This window comes from Planococcus sp. RAB007_Raresut, assembly GCF_057369535.1.
Map to the genome: position 1 here is coordinate 117,573 of NZ_JBXYIF010000001.1, position 16,538 is coordinate 134,110.

The window sequence follows — 16,538 nt, forward strand, 5'->3', positions numbered from 1 at the left end:
AACAGTGAGACTCCCAAGGGATTAGAAACGGAGTTGGGTTTCCAACTCCGTTTCGAGCGAAGTGCTGAGATCCACTCGGGCGAAGGGGACCGAGTCCGAGTTAGCTTAGTGCGAGCCAAGCGTGGCCGAAGTCCTTCCGGCCGGCGCTTTGCGACGAAGCTAGCGCAGCGATGCAGGAGCACGGGTTTCAGGAAAGCGAAGCTGTTTTGCGCAATATCGATTACTTACCTTTATCTTTTTCTCAATAAGCTAAAAAATAACCGCCCTGGAATACGGGCGGTTATTTTTTTGCAGTTCAGTCCAGCTGGGCTGCTATTTTTTTATATTCTTCAATCAGCTGCTGTTTCTCTTGTTGACCCAATTGGGAACCATTGATCCGCTCAATCGCAAGATCCAGCTTTTGCTGTTTTGTTTTACGGACACGTGGATGGGTCAGCTCATCTTTCAACTCGATGATCATATAGCGCTTCATATCTTCTTCTGAAGCTATATTCGTTGTTGCCTGCCGCTGCGGCCATATTTGTTTAAAAGCTTCTAAGATATTCACGGCAACTCAACTCCGTCGATGCCTTCTCCAATCACAACGATTTGCGGCTGCATTTTCATATACTCCGGAAGCCACTGAGCCATTCCGTAAGCATACTGGAATGAATGCGGGTATTTATCGCCGTCAAGCGGCACATATCCTTTTATTCTGTAGACTGTCTCAGGTAAAGTTCTTAACCAGTCTTCAAATCTTTCGCGATTGACCGGCTGATCGAATCGGAGCACTTTCGTATTTAAATTCAATTTGCCGATTTCAGCCTTTTCAACTGTTCCTTTATTACTAGCTGACAACGTTTCCAATAATTTAAAAGGTATTTTTGAATTGGCAGTTTGGACAATTTGGGCTTTAGAATTCAACGATTGCATGCCAAAAACTGCGTCGCCTTGTTCCTTCTCATCCAGCAAATCCATTTTATTCGCCAGTATCAGATCGGCGTGGCGGATCTGTTCAAGGAATAGGGAACGGATCTGTGGAGACATTTGGCCTCTATCCAGCCAACGTTTACTGTCAGCAACTGTAACAATTCCTCTGAAATTCAATTGGTCGGCAAACAGCGGAGAAAAAATTGCGTCGAGCGCTTCCACCGGATGCGCAGCGCCTGTTGTTTCAATCAGCAGAACATCAAAGGTTTCTTCTGCGAGCAAAGTCTGTATTTGTGCTTCAGATTTTTCAGAACCCGTGCAGCAAATACAGCCGTCCAGCAATTCCTTAAGAGGCACACCATCTTCCACTTCATTTGAATCGACATTGAGCTCACCCAACTCATTCATAAATACAGCCGGCTTTAAGCCAGCATCTTTTATCTGGATCAGCATATTTTTAAGAAGAGTGGTTTTACCGCTCCCCAAAAACCCGCTGAATAAATAAACATCAATCATGTAAACCCTCCTCTATATCCTTAAATTCTAACATAGTACACCAAAACAAAAGGCCCGCTTCCGCGGACCTTTGTCATTTACTCTGCAGATTCTTCCTCAGCCTCTTCCGCTTCTTCATCCGATTCCGGAGCTGAAGCTTCAATACCGGCTTCTTCCATCACTAATTTCTTAGCTTCAAGAAGCATAGGATCCTCTTCTTCAATTTTAGCGCGCAGTTCATCCATCAAGGCGTAAATGCTGTCGCCTGTCAGAATGCCGGTCACTTCAAGTTCCTGGTCTTCCTGGAACGCCTCAACCGCCTGCGTCATTTCTTCTTCAAACACACCATCAACTTCTCCAACTTCATACTCAAGCGCTTCCAGCATTTTTTCAGCTGTACGCACCTGTTCTGAAATCGTGCCGTCCTTCAATTCAAGAGAGGCATCGATAAACGGAAGTGAAGCGTATTCCGGGTAGTCAACCGCCACATCCGGTTCGATTCCCTTTTCGTGAATCCAATTGCCGTCCGGCGTCAGCCATTTGGCAGTAGTGAATTTCAAGTTTGATCCGTCAGCAAGGTCGTTTGCTGTCTGAACGGTACCTTTACCAAAAGTTTTTTCTCCGACAAGCTTGATGCCGGCAGACTCACTCATGGCACCTGCAAGGATTTCAGAAGCCGAAGCACTTCCGCCATCAATCAACAATGTGACAGGAATATCGACTTTATCTTCATCAGTCGCCAAATAGATTTCAGGATCCTGCCCTTTAGCCTGGACCTCGAACATTTCTTTGCCTTCATCAATGAAAAGGTTTGAAATATCAAGAGCAGATTGCAATAAGCCACCTGGATTTTGGCGAACGTCGATTACCATCGCCTCCATCCCTTCTTCCTGCATATCAGCGATGGCTGTTTCCAATTCACTGAATGTATCCTGGGAGAAGCTGGTAATTTGAATATGTGCTACATTATCGCCAATCATTTCGGAATAAACCGTTTCAATCGGTATTTCATCTCGAACGATTGTTACTTCTATCGGATCTTGCATCTCACCGCGCATAATCGTCAAAGTGACTTCCGTCCCTTTTTCGCCGCGGATGAGCATGACAGCTTCAGTTGTGCTGAATCCCTGGATGCTTTCCCCATCGACTTCGATTACTTGGTCATTTGGTTGAATGCCCGCTTTTTCAGCAGGAGAATTTTTTATCGGTGAAACGATTGTAATATAACCGTTTCGTTCCTGAACTTCTGCTCCGATCCCTTCGAAGCTTGAAGAGATCCCTTCAAGGAATTGTGAAGCTTCTTCCTCATTCATGTAATCGGAATATGGATCTCCTAATGAGTCGACCATCCCATTGATCGCACCATTGATCAATTCTTCCCGGTTGACGTCTTCATAATAATTGTTCTGAATTTCATCGTACGCAGTGTAAAGTTTCTGGAATTCCCGTCGTTCCGGGGAGTTCACTTCCACTGCTTTCTCATCGCCAAAGGTCAGCGCAAAAACTGTTAATCCTGCAGTAGCCAGTATGAGTACAACTACCAGCATGATGAAGGAAAAAGTTTTCAGGCGTATATAATGGCCCCGCGATTCCTCTGCTGGAGGCAATTGCTCATTTCCCTCTTCTGGACGTTTATCATCCATTTATTTCACCACTTTCGTAATTGCCGGCAAACCTTAACGCTTCAGCCAGTCTTCAATATTCGAAAAAAAGACTGCTTTGAACAGTCTCTTTTTTTATTGCATAGTATTTGTTATTCCTGGATTGCAGCTTCAAGTGCAACAACGATCATATCATTGAAAGTTGTTTGGCGTTCTTCAGCTGTAGTCACTTCACCTGTCAATAAATGATCGCTTACAGTCAGGATCGACAAGGCTTGTGCACCGAATTTAGCAGCCAAAGTGTAAAGTGCGGAAGATTCCATTTCCAGGGCAAGCACACCATATTGCGCCCATTTTTCATGCTCAGCATGATCGTTATAGAAAACGTCTTCAGTGAAAACGTTGCCCACACGCAAGTTCAAACCTTTTTCAACGCCTGCATTATAAGCTTTAAGCAATAAATTGAAATCAGCCGTCGGAGCGTATGACACATTGCCAAAAATGATTGAATTCATATTTGAATCTGTTGAAGCGCTCTGCGCCAGAATTACGTCGCGGACTTTAACATCCTTGTGGATCGAACCGCAAGTGCCAACACGGATCAATTTCTTCACATCGTACTCATTCATCAATTCTGTTGTGTAAATTGAAATCGAAGGAACGCCCATTCCAGTACCTTGAACAGAAATGCGTTTCCCCTTATAAGTACCTGTGTAACCAAACATGTTTCTGACTTCATTGTACAAAGTTACATCTTCCAAAAACGTTTCAGCGATATATTTTGCGCGAAGCGGATCTCCTGGAAGAAGAATCGTATCGGCGATGTCGCCTTTTTTAGCATTAATATGAACACTCATGATAAAACCTCACTTTATTTTAGTCGTACTAATCATACTGTTTTTTGCCATCGAGTGCAACGAAGAGTATTAACGGCTGGTAAATTCATCCCATAATTCGTCGAAAACCGATGCTTTCATGATGGGATGTGCGCGTTCTTCGAGATATCTTGAAATCTTTTCAAAGTCCTTAGTTGTTTTCGGAAACGAATGATCCAAAAACATTGCATCGGCAAACCGGGAAAAATCATCGGCATCAGTTTTTCCCCGATAAGATAAAGCAAATTGATAAAACGACCGCTCCATTTGTATGAACCCACTCCTTATCTAAAAATGAAAGCCCCGGACAACCGGCCCGGGGCTAATAATTTCTTCGACAGCTATTCAATTATGATAATCGAAATACTTAGAAAGTCAAAGTCATTCTTGTTCAAATAGCTCTTTGTATTCTGGGTATCCCTCTTGATCAAGGTTTTCCTTCGGTACAAACCGGAGCGCTGCGGAATTGATGCAATAACGCAAACCGCCAAGCTCTGACGGCCCATCCGGGAACAAATGGCCCAAATGTGAATCGGCAGATGCTGAACGCACTTCGGTACGCCGCATGCCATGGCTTGTGTCAAAATTCTCTTTTACTTCTTCGTCTTCGATTGGTTTGGAGAAACTCGGCCATCCGCAATGTGCATCGAATTTATCTTTTGAGCTGAATAATGGCTTTCCGGAAACGATATCCACATAGATGCCGTCTTCAAAATGCTGATCATACTCTCCTTGGAAAGGCGGTTCTGTACCGTTTTCCTGAGTCACGTGATATTGCATCGGCGATAATTTTTGCTTCAGTTCTTCCTTCATTATTGCTCACCCCAATTTTTTTGAATAAAAGCGGCTCTGCCGGATCCGACAGAATAACGCTCATAATGTGCTGAATTCTTCTTATAATAATCCTGATGGTACATTTCAGCCAAGTAAAATGGCTTGGCTTCGAGAATCGGTGTCGCAATCGGTTTATCGAACTTGCCGGAAGCTTCCAGCTGGTCTTTGGACTTTTCAGCCGCTATCCGCTGTTCTTCTGTATGATAAAAAATTGCCGGTGCATATGAAGAACCTCGGTCAAAGAACTGCCCGCCGCTATCGGTAGGGTCAATTTGAGACCAGAAAACTTCGAGCAATTTTTCGTAAGGATAGATTTCAGGCTGGAATACAATTTCAACGGCTTCTTTATGGCCTGTCAGATTTGTGCACACTTGTTCGTAAGTGGGATTTTCCAAATCTCCGCCAGTATAACCGCTGACAACCGATTCAATTCCGGGCAGGCTGTCGAATGGTTTGACCATACACCAGAAACAACCTCCTGCAAATGTCGCTTTTTCGGTATTCATATTCCTGCACCTCTTCCTATTGGGTTATTGTAACACGCAGCCTGATGTCATCTTCTTCCAGGTTAAACGCTTCTGCTCTTACACTGATGCCATCATCAAGCGGAATATCAGTCAAGCGGAGCAAAATTTCCTCGGATCCGGGATCGACTTCCATAAACTCGGGCAACGTCACCGAATCACGCAGCAGCTTTAATGCCGATTCGGGTGGAATATCAAGCATTCCGACATTCACCGATTTTTGCTCGAGCAGCAGATTTCCATCCTCCTGAACATGTGGTTCAAACTTAAGCAGTATCGGCAATGTCATCGAAAAGACCTGTAACTCCGTAGACAGGGATACATCATCGTTAATCGCTAAAGTCAAGGGGATGGGCTGGTCTTTCATTGCATCCTGAATATAGGTGTTCGCAATTCCTTCGAAATCGGCTTTGGAAGTTCGCACAGTTAAGGTATTGCCTTCCGCAAAGGCTCTTTTTTCCGCTTCATAGCTGATATAATCCTTTGCGGGTATAGTCACATAAAACACGAATGCGATCAAAGCCAGTATATTAACAGCCAGTAAAACGATAAATGCTGTACGCCATAATTTCAAAAGCACTTCACCCCCTGTCTTCAAATATTAAACCGCATTCCTCCATGCGTTCCAAAATACGTTCTGTCATCAAATCATAACCTTTCCCGTTTGGATGGAAGAAATCAGTATGATAGACAAGATTATCATTTCCTTCAAATAAATCCTGTACCGGTACAAAACAAGCCTGGGGATCGTCCGCCAAAGCTTCTTCCATTGCGCCATTATAAGCCGCCATGATTTCATCAAATTCCTGAATTTCATCTGTGATCAGCGAAAAAGGGTTGTAGACGCCCACCATGATTAAGGGAGCTTGAGGATTCATTTCACGGATCGTGGAATAAATATTTTCATACCTGTTTTCATATAACAGCAACTCTTCCCTAAAAGCTTCAAGGTTCAGGTTGAATAAGTCGCGTTTTACAATTCGCATGATGTCATTCCCGCCAATTGTCATGACGATATAGTCTGCTTCAGTGACGGGACCTGTCAATTCACCTTTTTGAAACATTGATAATAATTGGTCGCTTCTGCGGCCGCGTTTAGCTGTATTTTCTACAGCAGCCCCGCGGACCCCGGGCCATTCCCTGATCTCCGCAGCCAGACGGCCCACATAACCGCCTCTATTCGCTTGGTCACCGACCCCTTGTGACAGCGAATCCCCCAATGCGGTTATAACCAGTGCCTGAGGAACAAAGTTCGGCGGCACCTGATAGCCGGCGAAAACCGTCTGAACTCTTGGTGCCGCTTCGTCATTTCCAAAAATAAAAGAGGAACTGCATCCCGCTAACAAAACTATGGCTAATAAGACAATATACAGGATGCGTTTCACTTATTTCTCTCCTTTACCTTCCTTAAAATCTGTAATACTCATATTATTCGGCATAAAACATGAAGCCTATGGCTCCGATTCCGGTGTGAGTTGAAATAACCGGAGTTGTGAAATCAAAGTTTATATCTTTAAATCCGGATTCGATAATCTTTTCGCGCAGAGGTTCTGCCATCGCCAATCCACCAGCATGCACCAGCCCTACACCTTTAACCGTCTTGCCTTTAGTCCGCTCGATAAAATCTTCAAAAAGATAATCGACCACTTTTTTGTGGCTGCGGGCTTTCGCCACAGGAGTATATTCTCCATCGTCCAATGAAGCAATCGGCTTAATCTTAAGGAATGAACCTACCACTGCGCGCCCCTTGCCGATACGCCCGCCTTTCGCCAGGTTATCAAGTGTATCCACTACTACAAACAGTTTAGTGTTTCTTCTGATTTCATCGACTCTGGCCACGATTTCTTCCATAGACTTTCCTTCTTCAGCCATTTTAGCGGCTTCTAATACTTGAAATGAAAGCGCGTATGAAATATAACGTGAGTCGATTACGGTTACATCGGTATCGGTCAGTTCAGCTGCAGCACGCGCAGATTCTACTGTACCGCTCATGCCCCCTGTCATATGGATGGATAGTACCTGGTCGCCGTCTTTACCAAGTTCATCGTAGAGTTCCTTGAAAACACCCGGTGCTGGTTGAGAACTCTTTGGCAATTCTTCGGAATCTGCCATCAGCCCGAGAAACGATTCCGGTTCAAGGTCCACTCGGTCCAAATAAGTTTTGTCTCCAATTTGAATAGTTAATGGCACCATATGCACGCCATACTGCTTTAGAACTTCAGGACGCAGATCCGAAGTCGAATCCGTCACTATATGAATCCTTGACATGACATCACTTCCTTTTTTCTTATATACCTTATTTCCTATTCTAAAAACATAACAGTACCATAGCAAATGATATGACTGCCTTTAGATTCAAACAGTCATAAGGATTCTGCTAGTTTTGAGGAAATTCCATATCCTCCAGAGCATTTTCAATCTTATTTTTAACAAACTTTATAGCTTCTTTTGAAGAGAGAGACCTTAAAAGTTCCGATTCGATCGGCTCCAGAATTTGCAAGTTCACTTTCGCCGGCTGAATTTTATTGTCGTTTTTCTCCATTATGTCCGCTGTCCCTCGGATAGCAAGGGGTACGATCGGTACACCCGCATCTGTCGCGATACGCATGAAGCCGGCTTTAAATTCGCCGATTCCTTGTCCTTTGCTCCGCGTTCCTTCAGGAAAAATCAGAATGGAATGGCCTTCTTTTAATTTTTGCGCTGTATCGGAAATCGATTTCAAGGCGCTTTTTCTATCTGTGCGATCGATGAAAACGCAGTTCATATCTTCCATATAAACTGGAATGACCGGAAGTTTTTTTACTTCTTTTTTGGAAATGAACCCAAAAGGTTTCGGAATGCTCGAAAGAATGACTGGGATATCGAAATTGCCTTCGTGGTTGCTGACAAATAGAACCGGTACATCCGGAAGCAATTCGAGTCCACTTACCGAAATGTCGCTTTTAGTCCTTTTCATAATGCCCGCAGCCCATTTTCTCGGTTCTGTATGGATCAACTCATCATACTCCTGTATAGTCATTTGCGGTTTTTTCTTTTGGAAACTTTTCAGCTTTACAGCTGCAACCGGCAAATATCCGAACAGGAATGAAAAAGTTCTCATCGAATTAAGCATCTGGTGATCCTCCGTTTTTGCGTTCAAATATTAAATAAGTGAAAGAAACACCATTTGATTCAAAACGGTCTGATTCAGAAGTGAGTTCCCACCCTTCACCGTATTCCGGGAAGTAGGTATCTCCTTCAAACTCATCATGGATCAATGTTATATAGAGGCGGTCGGCTGTTGGAAGAACTGTTCTAAAAATTTGTTCGCCTCCGATGATCATCACTTCCGGGTGGAATTCTTCCGCCAGTTTCACAGCATCTTCAATCGAATGGACGACATCAACTCCAGCTATCGTTAAATCCTGCTGGCGGCTGACAACAATATTGCGCCTTTTCGGCAAAGGCCTTCCAATAGACTCGTACGTATTGCGACCCATGACAATCGCTTTATTTATGGTGTGTTTCTTAAAATACGCAAGATCTTCCGGTATATGCCACGGCAATTGATTATCCCGGCCAATTACTCGGTTTGGATCGTGCGCTACCATCAATGAAATCATTTCTTTTCCTCCTAAACAGCTACAGGTGCTGAAATCCTTGGATGCGGATCATATCCTTCTATACTTATGTCATTCATAGTCAAATCAAAAATCGATTCGACATCATCATTGACTTTTAATGTCGGAAGTTCTTTCGGTGTTCGGCTGAGCTGTTCTTTTACTTGTTCCATATGATTCAGGTAAAGATGTGTATCTCCAGTCGTATGGACAAAGTCGCCGACTTCCAGACCGCATTCACGCGCAATCAGATGCGTCAGCAATGCATAGGATGCGATATTGAATGGCACCCCGAGAAATACATCCGCGCTCCGCTGGTAAAGCTGGCAAGATAATTTCCCGTCAGCCACATAAAACTGGAACATCGTATGGCAAGGCGGCAAAGCCATATCTTCAACAAATTCGGGGTTCCAGGCAGTCACCAGGTGGCGTCTGGAATCCGGATTTTTTTTGATGGCTTCAATCACATTTTTCAATTGATCGATTGTTTCCCCAGTGGTCGCCTGCCATGAACGCCATTGTTTGCCATAAACAGGACCTAAATCACCATACTTTTCTGCAAAAACATCATCTTCGAGGATTTTCTTCTGAAATATTGCCATCTGTTCATTATAGAGAACCGCGAATTCTTCGTCTTTTTGCGCACGGCGTCCGAAATCGGTCATATCCGGCCCATCATACTCTTTGCTTGAAACCCATTGGCCAAAAGCCCATTCGTCCCAGATGTGATTATTGTCCTGCAGAAGAGATTTTACATTCGTATCACCTTTTATGAACCAAAGAAGTTCTGACACGATGAGGCGGAATGCGGTTTTTTTCGTAGTCATTAATGGAAAGCCTTTAGTCAGGTCATACCGCATCTGATAACCGAAAACACTCAAAGTCCCTGTACCCGTGCGATCTTCTTTTTTTGTTCCGTACTCTAAAATATGTTCACATAAATCCAAATATTGTTTCATTCTTTTCGCCTCCATTATAAGCTTAATCATAACAAAAAAACCGCTATAAATATAACGGTTTTACGACAGCCATTTTGGCGGAGTATTTTTGGACCAGTAAATATCGCCCAATGTGATGTGCTGCTGGAAATCATCATCTTCCAAATGGTAATGGAAGTTAAAATAATATCCTTCTTGCGGTTTTTTCTCTGTCCGGACATGGAAACGGATTTTGTCCTTATTCGTTTCCGTATCATAGATATGGAAAATCTTCTCTGAATGCGCACCGGAAGGCTTTTGCGAAATAGCCAATCGCCGCAAGCTTTCAGAATCTACCTGCGCAAGATGCAGATCGATCGCCTGCTGGATGTTCGGCAAAATGGCCGTCTTGAATTCATCACCGATAACCGGGCCGATGCGGGAGCCAAATTTCATGTAGGCCTGCTCTTCCGCGGTCTGGTGCACTGTGTCTAGTATGGTCGGATTATTGTAATAGAATTCAGACGGGTCCAGCCAATCATATGTAATTTGAGTATTCGGACTTTTCTGGGCGTGGGTTTTGAGTTCCGGCTTGTCATCGAGCAATGATTCCCAAATCGTATGGTTCGGGGGAATCGTACCGAGGCTCAGGACAGCTACTGCAATCACCAGCGATTTTTGCCACCAATTTTTCATCTCATTCACCTTCAATTTCGAACAATTTGTAAACGCTTTTGTTTAATTATACGAATTATAATGGTAAAGGTTTCATCTTCTTGAAATTCATTGTACAATAAAATCAGCAAATACGCGCTGTTTTTTTGAAAAAGGAGGAATTTTTCATGGATGCATCGATTCTTATCGGCCTTGGCCTATTGCTTATGCTCGGGTACTTGACTTCATTAAGCTTCACTGACTAAAATTCAACCGATAAACGCCCTTCCTGTTTTCAGGAAGGGCGTTTATCATATCATTTTATTTTAATGACCCCATAGTGAAATTTTGTATTCGGCCGGACACGCCGTTCAAAACCAAATCTTTCAAAGTCCTTCGAACGAAAATGCGCCTTCAAGACAATTGCTTTCTTTGCGACTCTTTTTGCTTGTGCCATCCATTCATCTGTGAGTTGCCCCATATCCGCACTGGAACGGACGGGAGTGAAATTGGACGCTTCTTTGATTTCTTCGGTAAACATCGGGTCCATATAGACAACGTCAAAAACCTCATTATCCAGTGTTTGCAAATAAGCGACGGCTTCTGAGCTAATTACCCGCACTCTTCTCATCGCTTCTGTCAGATGCGGCATCGCAGCATAATGGGACAGCCCAGTTTTAAGAATATAGGCTATATTCGGGTTGCTCTCACAGCCCACGATGTTTCCATCAGAACCAAGATATTGCGACACAGTAATTGCATCCGAAGCCATGCCAAGGGTGCAATCCAGGAAACTGTCACCTGGTGTGAGGCCCGAGACTTCTATAAGAGGATCTTGTTCCAATTGCCGTTTGGTGCGGAAAGCCGCTGAATTCGGGTGAAAAAAGAACGGCTCTGTTTTACCCATAGGATAAAACTCAAGCCGTTCTTTTGAAGCCACCAGGATATCCGCTTGTTCATCGGCATGCATTTTCTCAACCGAACGTTTATTGCGAACAACAAATTGGATATCCAGTTCCTCAGCAATCCTTTCAGCTTCTGCAACAGTAGCTGCAGTTGGCCGATATGCTGTGGTGACAATCGTTGCCATTATTCAGCGACCTGTTCCAAAGCCTGTTTCAGATTATCACGGATATATTCTACCGAATAGCCTTCGATTTGTTCACGCGGAATAAAATGAGCAAGCTCTCCGTCTTTTAGAACCGCAATGGATGGGGATGATGGCGGAACTTCTTCGAAGAAGCTGCGCATTTGTGCAGTCGCTTCTTTTTCCTGGCCAGCAAAAACTGTCACCAGATGATCCGGTTTTGCTTCTGTACTGTTAAGTGCTTCAATAACGCCTGGACGCGCAAGCCCTGCTGCACAGCCGCAGACCGAGTTGATAACAGCCAGTGTTGTGCCTTTTGCTTCGGTGATGTGCTCATTGACATCTTCCGGAGTCAGCAATTCTTTAAAGCCCTGGTCAGTCAATTCTTTGCGCATCGGTGTTACGATGCCTCTCATGTACTCATCATATGCATTCATTCCACTTACCACCTTTTTATATACTCGCTCCCTTTTACTGAAGCTCTTAATTCCATTCTAACGGAATCATCAGGTGTTTTCATGCATTTGAGGTTATTAATATTTCGGATACTCATTATTGATGAACTCAAGAAGCTGTTCGAACTGGTCAGCCTCATACCATTCATACGGCACCTGCTGGTCAACGTTTCCATCTTCCTTGATCTTTAAGCTGGTTGCTGATAATTGCACTATGCGGCTATCATCCACATCGTCATTTTTATCAGCTATTGCATGGTCATTGAAACGTTCCGAAATTTTATTGAAAAGCTCATCCCTGGCTTCTTCATTTTTAAATTCCCACGACTCGTATTTCCCCTGGCTGATTATTTCAATTGAAAAAATATTTCCTTCCATATTAAAAGCCCTCCTTTTCGTTTAAACAAAAATAGCTGTTTCTGAAGGTAATACCTCTTTCTGGATAGGTGGAAACATCCTTCACCCGAATCAAAAGGCACATTGGCAATAAAAAATAATCAGCGGCTGTAAAAACCACTGGTCGTTTCCGAATTCAAAGTACTATTATTTCTGTTCTTTCATGGCCTGGCGGGCTTCGGTCATTTGTTTCCAAACGGAACCTTCCGCTTCTTCGCCCTGTTCAATGCGGGCAATCGCCATTTTAATCTGCAATTTAACTTCAAATTCCGGATCATTTTCAGCTTCCTTAAGTGCAGGAAGCGCTGCTTTTGTTCCGGTTTCATAAAGGAACATTGCTGCTCGCCAGCGGACCAGCTTGTTTTTATCTTTTAGCGTTTCAATCATGATCGGTTCGAACTCTTCAAACCCCAAATCGCTGATTGTATCACCGGCAGTTCTACGGACAGCCCAGCTTTTATCTTTCATGGCCCGTTCGATGTATGGCACTACTGCTTTATCATCAATATCGCCCAGATAGATGGCAGCTTGTCTGCGAATCGACATTTTCTCATCGTCCAGCGCTTTATCCAATAATGGCAAATCTTCCAGATCAGCTTCGATCATTTGGTCAAGCAATTGAAAACGCGTTTCCCATTCCGGAACATCAAATTCCTGTGCGGATACTTTTTGTCCCCGTGAAACAGCTTCCTGTTTTTCCGGATCTTTTGTTTGCGTTAAAGCATCCAGCCGCTCCTGTGGATAAGCCGCTTCAATTTCTTCTACGACACTTTTGCCGATTTCATCTTTTTCACCATAGCGCACACCGTAATCCGCCCACTTGCGCTGCAGCAGATAATTTTCTTCTGTAGGGTCCATGACGACGCTCATCGCTGTAACAAAACGCTCAGGCATGCCGAAACGTTCTTCAGAGGCGTTATCAAAAACTTTTACCTGAAGCGGTATGCCTTTGAACTCCTGAACATGTACATATACTTCTCCGTAATGTTCATCAATCGCGATTTCCTGTTCCATGTTGTCACTGTCTTCGCCCAGCGCTCTCCGGACATCGGCCAGGATATTTTCCCAGCCGAACTTGGCGATTCGTTCGACCGCAAGAAAATCGGCGACGTGATATACGCCCTTTACCCCTTCAATGGCCAGGATATTTTGAATTTCCTTTGGCGCACCTTCTAAATTATCCTGATTATAATTATGGCTTTTGCCGAATGGCAGTTCTTGATCTATGATCACTTTCATTGTATTCGGGCTTGGTGTAGGTTCAATTGTTTTGATCTTCACAAAAATCCCTCCTATAAGTATTGATTTACCCTTCAGCCAGATCCTGGAGATATGTCCAGCGTTCCAGCTTTTCATCGTATCGTTTAGTCAATTCGTCAACTTCTGCTGTGAGTTCACGTAATTTATCATAGTTTGCTCCAGCTTCCGCCATTTCCTTCTCACGGTCTTCTATTTTGGATTCCAATGAAGAAATGTCTTCCAGAATCGTACTGTACTCCTGCTGTTCTTTGTAAGTCATTTTCTTTTTAGGCTCCGTTTTCGAAACATCAGGTGTCAACGCAGCCACCGGTATTTTATCGTCTTCTGTCATTGGTGTTTGCTTTAGTTTGATGAATTCCGAATACAAGCCCTGATATTCTTCGATTCTGCCTGTACCGGTCGTCCATAATTTATGGGCAATCCGGTCAAGGAAAAACCGGTCGTGTGAAATTGTCAGCACAACGCCAGGGAATTTTTCCAGGAAATCCTCCAGAACACCGAGTGTCTGGATGTCAAGATCATTTGTCGGCTCATCCAACAACAGGATATTCGGCTGCTCCATCAATAATTTCAAGAGATACAGACGCTTGCGTTCACCGCCGGATAATTTGCCGATTTGTGTACCATGTCCATTGGATGGGAACAGGAAGCGTTCGAGCATTTGAGTAGCAGAGAGTCGCACACCTTTTTCCGCTTCATAGTCATTTGAAATTTCCTGGATGTATTCAATCATGCGCTGAGATTCATTCATCTCCGGCAGATGCTGAGTGAAATGGGCGATTTTTACGGTACTGCCATATTCAAGTTTGCCTTGTGTCGGTACGTATTCACCGGCAATGATTTTCATAAGCGTGGATTTTCCGGCTCCATTGGGACCAACGATTCCGATTCGGTCGCCGCCCTGCAAGAGGAAGTCGAATTCGCTGAAGACTTGCTTATCGCCGAATGCCATACCGACGTTTTCACCTTCGATGATTTTCTTGCCAAGACGCTGGCTCTGCATCGACAATTCCAGGGAAGTATTATCGTTTTCTTTCTGCACATTTTCTTTTATTTCGTCGAAGCGCTGTATACGTGCTTTTTGTTTTGTTGAACGAGCTTTTGCGCCACGGCGGATCCATTTCAATTCCGAACGGAAGCGGTTTTCAAGTTTCTGCTGTGAAGCAGCTGCCATTTCTTCGCGCAACGCCCTATTTTCCAAGTAATCGCCATAATTCCCTTTATGTGTATACATTGTCTGATCGGCAATTTCAAAAATATGCGTCGAAACTGCATCCAGGAAGTAACGGTCATGCGTCACAAAGAGCATTGCCGAATTCATGCGCAGCAAAGTTTCCTGAAGCCATTCCGTCGACAGAGCGTCCAGATGGTTAGTCGGCTCATCCAACAGTATCAAATCACAAGGCTCAATCAATGCTTTGGCAAGCGCCACACGCTTTCGCTGGCCGCCCGACAATTCGCCAATCGGCCGGTCGAACATATCGATGCCGAGTTTCGTAAGCGCGGTTTTTGCCAATGCATTGATATCCCAGGCATTTTCACGCTCCATGCCTTCCTGGATTTTCATCAATTCGTCCTGAAGTTCAGTAGAGCTCGAGTCAGTCATCATATTGGATAAAGCCTGCTCATAAGATCGATTCAATTGAAGAATCGGTGATTCACCAGAGAATACTGTTTCCAGTACTGTCAGTGATTCATCGAATTCTGGATCTTGTTTTAAATAGGTGATTTCATATTTTTTCGGATGATCCATTGAAATCGAATCCGCGTCCATTTCACCAGCTATAATGGACATCAGCGTCGATTTTCCTGTTCCGTTGACGCCGATCAATCCGGCACGGTCGCCTGGATATAATGAAAATTCAACATTCTTGAATAAAGTTTTGGCTCCGACCGTTTTGGTCAGTTTCGTAATATTTAAGTGGCTCATGCATTACCATCCGTTTCTTTTTTAAGTTGCTCTAAAAAGGATAGCATATATTGATGGCGTTCATCAGCTATTTGCCTTCCAGCATCAGTATTCATCCTGTTTTTCAAAAGCAATAATTTCTCATAAAAATGAGTTGCGCTGCTTGTCGGCTTATTGCGGTATTCCTGTTCGCTCATTTCTGTTCTCGGCTTCTCTTCCCAATCATAAAGTTTTCTTCCTTTTGCTCCTCCATAGGCAAACGTCCTCGCTATTCCAACAGCTCCGATCGCATCAAGCCTGTCAGCGTCTTGTACGACTTTCGCTTCGATGCTGGAAGGCGCCTCACCGTTGCCTCCTTTAAATGAAACCTGTCTGATGATTTCACTGATCCGGCTCATTTCCTTGGTGGATAAGCCCAATGATTCCAGAATTTCCGTCTCAGGATCCGAATCATCATTTTTATATTTTGGGTCAGAAACATCGTGAAGAAGAATCGCCAATTCGACGATGAACGGATCAGCTGATTCTTTTTCCATGATACGGTTAGAGTTGGCCAAAACTCTCTCGATATGCTGCCAATCATGGCTGGCATCGAAAGTGTCGTAAATTCCCTTAACTTTTTCTTTGCATTTACTTATAATATTTTTGGTCATACTTCCGCTCCTTGGTCTGTTAAGCACATTTTTTCTTTAGCTATTGTGAAATTGACGGTTTCATAGGCTTCGTGTATAGTATAAGCCATCCATTATTACTATATTAATGGTACCACGAAAGTACTCAATACCGAGGGGGAACGTGCATGCACCAGGGAATTGTAAAATGGTTTAACACGGAAAAAGGCTATGGTTTTATTGAGTATAATGATGGCGACGATGTTTTCGTCCACTTTACCGGCATTAAAGGCGATGGATTTCGCACATTGCAGGAAGGCAAACCCGTCTCGTTTGAGATAATTGATGGAAATCGTGGTCCGCAAGCCGCAAATGTAGTTCAGCTGGACTCAGAGTAACTTAAATCTTCAAA

Annotated in this window: 21 protein-coding genes; 1 reads left to right on the forward strand and 20 read right to left on the reverse strand. The window is 43.8% G+C overall.

Going from position 1 to position 16,538, the window contains the following annotated elements:
- Positions 1-295 precede the first annotated feature (295 nt).
- The 20 genes from yoyC to AC2Q9J_RS00630 form a co-directional block, all read right to left on the reverse strand.
- Positions 296-547 (reverse strand): protein YoyC, encoded by a 252-nt coding sequence (gene yoyC / locus AC2Q9J_RS00535; protein WP_499036382.1) that lies wholly within the window; start codon positions 545-547, stop codon positions 296-298.
- Positions 544-1,425, reverse strand: a complete 882-nt coding sequence (locus tag AC2Q9J_RS00540; protein ID WP_499036384.1) for a CobW family GTP-binding protein — start codon at positions 1,423-1,425, stop codon at positions 544-546. Before AC2Q9J_RS00540 ends, yoyC begins: the two co-directional genes overlap by 4 nt.
- A gap of 77 nt (positions 1,426-1,502) precedes the next feature.
- Positions 1,503-3,047 (reverse strand): lmo1851 family serine protease, encoded by a 1,545-nt coding sequence (locus tag AC2Q9J_RS00545; RefSeq protein ID WP_499036386.1) that lies wholly within the window; start codon positions 3,045-3,047, stop codon positions 1,503-1,505.
- A 110-nt stretch (positions 3,048-3,157) separates the two neighbouring features.
- Entirely contained in the window at positions 3,158-3,862 is a 705-nt protein-coding gene (gene deoD, locus AC2Q9J_RS00550) for a purine-nucleoside phosphorylase (protein ID WP_499036388.1), read from the reverse strand.
- Positions 3,863-3,931: 69 nt separating this feature from the next.
- The gene (locus AC2Q9J_RS00555; protein WP_499036390.1) at positions 3,932-4,147 is read right to left on the reverse strand and encodes a YozE family protein; all 216 of its coding nucleotides are present in this window, start codon (positions 4,145-4,147) and stop codon (positions 3,932-3,934) included.
- 114 nt (positions 4,148-4,261) lie between these two features.
- On the reverse strand, positions 4,262-4,693 hold the full coding sequence (msrB, locus tag AC2Q9J_RS00560; protein ID WP_499036392.1) for a peptide-methionine (R)-S-oxide reductase MsrB: 432 nt from the start codon (positions 4,691-4,693) through the stop codon (positions 4,262-4,264).
- The gene (gene msrA / locus AC2Q9J_RS00565; protein ID WP_499036394.1) at positions 4,693-5,220 is read right to left on the reverse strand and encodes a peptide-methionine (S)-S-oxide reductase MsrA; all 528 of its coding nucleotides are present in this window, start codon (positions 5,218-5,220) and stop codon (positions 4,693-4,695) included. Before msrA ends, msrB begins: the two co-directional genes overlap by 1 nt.
- 16 nt (positions 5,221-5,236) lie before the next feature.
- Positions 5,237-5,812, reverse strand: coding sequence for a YpmS family protein (locus tag AC2Q9J_RS00570; protein WP_499036395.1), 576 nt, complete (start codon positions 5,810-5,812; stop codon positions 5,237-5,239).
- Positions 5,813-5,819: 7 nt separating this feature from the next.
- Positions 5,820-6,623 (reverse strand): GDSL-type esterase/lipase family protein, encoded by an 804-nt coding sequence (locus AC2Q9J_RS00575; RefSeq protein ID WP_499036397.1) that lies wholly within the window; start codon positions 6,621-6,623, stop codon positions 5,820-5,822.
- A 43-nt stretch (positions 6,624-6,666) separates the two neighbouring features.
- Positions 6,667-7,506: a DegV family protein gene (locus tag AC2Q9J_RS00580; protein ID WP_499036399.1), complete on the reverse strand. Its 840-nt coding sequence runs from the start codon at positions 7,504-7,506 to the stop codon at positions 6,667-6,669.
- 109 nt (positions 7,507-7,615) lie between these two features.
- Positions 7,616-8,350, reverse strand: a complete 735-nt coding sequence (locus tag AC2Q9J_RS00585) for a lysophospholipid acyltransferase family protein (protein ID WP_499036400.1) — start codon at positions 8,348-8,350, stop codon at positions 7,616-7,618.
- Positions 8,343-8,840, reverse strand: a complete 498-nt coding sequence (locus AC2Q9J_RS00590) for a dihydrofolate reductase (RefSeq protein WP_499036402.1) — start codon at positions 8,838-8,840, stop codon at positions 8,343-8,345. The genes AC2Q9J_RS00585 and AC2Q9J_RS00590 overlap by 8 nt, the downstream gene beginning before the upstream one ends.
- Positions 8,841-8,851: 11 nt before the next feature.
- Entirely contained in the window at positions 8,852-9,796 is a 945-nt protein-coding gene (locus tag AC2Q9J_RS00595; protein ID WP_499036404.1) for a thymidylate synthase, read from the reverse strand.
- A gap of 60 nt (positions 9,797-9,856) precedes the next feature.
- Positions 9,857-10,450 (reverse strand): YpjP family protein, encoded by a 594-nt coding sequence (locus AC2Q9J_RS00600; protein ID WP_499036407.1) that lies wholly within the window; start codon positions 10,448-10,450, stop codon positions 9,857-9,859.
- Positions 10,451-10,724: 274 nt separating this feature from the next.
- On the reverse strand, positions 10,725-11,498 hold the full coding sequence (locus tag AC2Q9J_RS00605) for a class I SAM-dependent methyltransferase (RefSeq protein ID WP_499036409.1): 774 nt from the start codon (positions 11,496-11,498) through the stop codon (positions 10,725-10,727).
- Positions 11,498-11,932, reverse strand: a complete 435-nt coding sequence (locus AC2Q9J_RS00610; protein ID WP_499036411.1) for a BrxA/BrxB family bacilliredoxin — start codon at positions 11,930-11,932, stop codon at positions 11,498-11,500. Before AC2Q9J_RS00610 ends, AC2Q9J_RS00605 begins: the two co-directional genes overlap by 1 nt.
- Before the next feature lie 96 nt (positions 11,933-12,028).
- Positions 12,029-12,328 (reverse strand): hypothetical protein, encoded by a 300-nt coding sequence (locus AC2Q9J_RS00615; protein WP_499036413.1) that lies wholly within the window; start codon positions 12,326-12,328, stop codon positions 12,029-12,031.
- Between the two features lie 165 nt (positions 12,329-12,493).
- Entirely contained in the window at positions 12,494-13,627 is a 1,134-nt protein-coding gene (locus AC2Q9J_RS00620) for a conserved virulence factor C family protein (protein ID WP_499036415.1), read from the reverse strand.
- A 25-nt stretch (positions 13,628-13,652) separates the two neighbouring features.
- A complete protein-coding gene (locus AC2Q9J_RS00625) occupies positions 13,653-15,536 on the reverse strand; it encodes an ABC-F family ATP-binding cassette domain-containing protein (RefSeq protein ID WP_499036417.1) in 1,884 nt (627 codons plus the stop codon).
- Positions 15,533-16,168: an HD domain-containing protein gene (locus AC2Q9J_RS00630; protein WP_499036419.1), complete on the reverse strand. Its 636-nt coding sequence runs from the start codon at positions 16,166-16,168 to the stop codon at positions 15,533-15,535. Before AC2Q9J_RS00630 ends, AC2Q9J_RS00625 begins: the two co-directional genes overlap by 4 nt.
- A gap of 146 nt (positions 16,169-16,314) precedes the next feature.
- On the opposite strand from AC2Q9J_RS00630, the gene AC2Q9J_RS00635 reads away from it, so the two are divergent.
- Positions 16,315-16,524 carry a cold shock domain-containing protein gene (locus tag AC2Q9J_RS00635; protein ID WP_499036421.1) on the forward strand — a complete coding sequence of 70 codons (210 nt, stop codon included), beginning with the start codon at positions 16,315-16,317 and terminating at the stop codon, positions 16,522-16,524.
- Positions 16,525-16,538: the final 14 nt, after the last annotated feature.

Bases quoted from the DNA above. Each gene is read 5' to 3' on its own strand.
- AC2Q9J_RS00610 (WP_499036411.1), bottom strand. From the start codon at position 11,932: ATGAATGCATATGATGAGTACATGAGAGGCATCGTAACACCGATGCGC.
- AC2Q9J_RS00630 (WP_499036419.1), bottom strand. From the start codon at position 16,168: ATGACCAAAAATATTATAAGTAAATGCAAAGAAAAAGTTAAGGGAATT.
- AC2Q9J_RS00540 (WP_499036384.1), bottom strand. From the start codon at position 1,425: ATGATTGATGTTTATTTATTCAGCGGGTTTTTGGGGAGCGGTAAAACC.
- AC2Q9J_RS00615 (WP_499036413.1), bottom strand. From the start codon at position 12,328: ATGGAAGGAAATATTTTTTCAATTGAAATAATCAGCCAGGGGAAATAC.
- AC2Q9J_RS00590 (WP_499036402.1), bottom strand. From the start codon at position 8,840: ATGATTTCATTGATGGTAGCGCACGATCCAAACCGAGTAATTGGCCGG.
- AC2Q9J_RS00600 (WP_499036407.1), bottom strand. From the start codon at position 10,450: ATGAAAAATTGGTGGCAAAAATCGCTGGTGATTGCAGTAGCTGTCCTG.
- AC2Q9J_RS00605 (WP_499036409.1), bottom strand. From the start codon at position 11,498: ATGGCAACGATTGTCACCACAGCATATCGGCCAACTGCAGCTACTGTT.
- msrB (WP_499036392.1), bottom strand. From the start codon at position 4,693: ATGAAGGAAGAACTGAAGCAAAAATTATCGCCGATGCAATATCACGTG.
- AC2Q9J_RS00580 (WP_499036399.1), bottom strand. From the start codon at position 7,506: ATGTCAAGGATTCATATAGTGACGGATTCGACTTCGGATCTGCGTCCT.
- AC2Q9J_RS00555 (WP_499036390.1), bottom strand. From the start codon at position 4,147: ATGGAGCGGTCGTTTTATCAATTTGCTTTATCTTATCGGGGAAAAACT.
- AC2Q9J_RS00545 (WP_499036386.1), bottom strand. From the start codon at position 3,047: ATGGATGATAAACGTCCAGAAGAGGGAAATGAGCAATTGCCTCCAGCA.
- AC2Q9J_RS00595 (WP_499036404.1), bottom strand. From the start codon at position 9,796: ATGAAACAATATTTGGATTTATGTGAACATATTTTAGAGTACGGAACA.
- deoD (WP_499036388.1), bottom strand. From the start codon at position 3,862: ATGAGTGTTCATATTAATGCTAAAAAAGGCGACATCGCCGATACGATT.
- AC2Q9J_RS00635 (WP_499036421.1), top strand. From the start codon at position 16,315: ATGCACCAGGGAATTGTAAAATGGTTTAACACGGAAAAAGGCTATGGT.
- AC2Q9J_RS00585 (WP_499036400.1), bottom strand. From the start codon at position 8,350: ATGCTTAATTCGATGAGAACTTTTTCATTCCTGTTCGGATATTTGCCG.
- AC2Q9J_RS00625 (WP_499036417.1), bottom strand. From the start codon at position 15,536: ATGAGCCACTTAAATATTACGAAACTGACCAAAACGGTCGGAGCCAAA.
- msrA (WP_499036394.1), bottom strand. From the start codon at position 5,220: ATGAATACCGAAAAAGCGACATTTGCAGGAGGTTGTTTCTGGTGTATG.